The sequence below is a fragment of the Clostridium boliviensis genome (genome assembly GCF_033342255.1).
In the GTDB taxonomy this organism is placed as follows: domain Bacteria; phylum Bacillota; class Clostridia; order Lachnospirales; family Lachnospiraceae; genus Lacrimispora; species Lacrimispora boliviensis.
In genome coordinates, this window is the sequence record NZ_JAWONS010000260.1 from 1 (window position 1) to 361 (window position 361).

The 361-nt window shown below is 57.3% G+C and carries 1 protein-coding gene; it reads left to right on the top strand.

Annotation, left to right across the window (positions count from 1 at the left end; all coding sequences use genetic code 11):
* Positions 1 to 40 precede the first annotated feature (40 nt).
* Positions 41 to 313 carry a non-specific DNA-binding protein Hbs gene (gene hbs, locus RZO55_RS17915; protein WP_318065629.1) on the top strand — a complete coding sequence of 91 codons (273 nt, stop codon included), beginning with the start codon at positions 41 to 43 and terminating at the stop codon, positions 311 to 313.
* Positions 314 to 361 lie beyond the last annotated feature (48 nt).

The window sequence follows — 361 nt, forward strand, 5'->3', positions numbered from 1 at the left end:
ATTATTTCATTGGGAGTTTAGGAGAAAAGGAGTGGAATCCATGAACAAGTCCGAACTGATTGAACGGGTAGCTGCCGCCACCGGGAAAACCAAGAAGGAAGCGGGTCAGGTGGTGGATGCCGTACTCGAGACCATCTCTGAAGCCCTCAAGCGGGGAGAGAAGGTTTCGCTGGTCGGTTTCGGGAACTTTGAAGTGCGGGAGCGGTCGGCCCGTACCGGTCGGAATCCCCAGACCGGGGAGACGATCCAGATCGAAGCCAGCCGCGTTCCTGCCTTCAAACCCGGTAAGCAGCTGAAGGAAGCGGTCAACTGAGAAGGACCGGTTCAGGGAATCCCTGCCATCCCGAAAGGATCGGGAGGC

Bases quoted from the DNA above. Each gene is read 5' to 3' on its own strand.
- hbs (WP_318065629.1), top strand. From the start codon at position 41: ATGAACAAGTCCGAACTGATTGAACGGGTAGCTGCCGCCACCGGGAAA.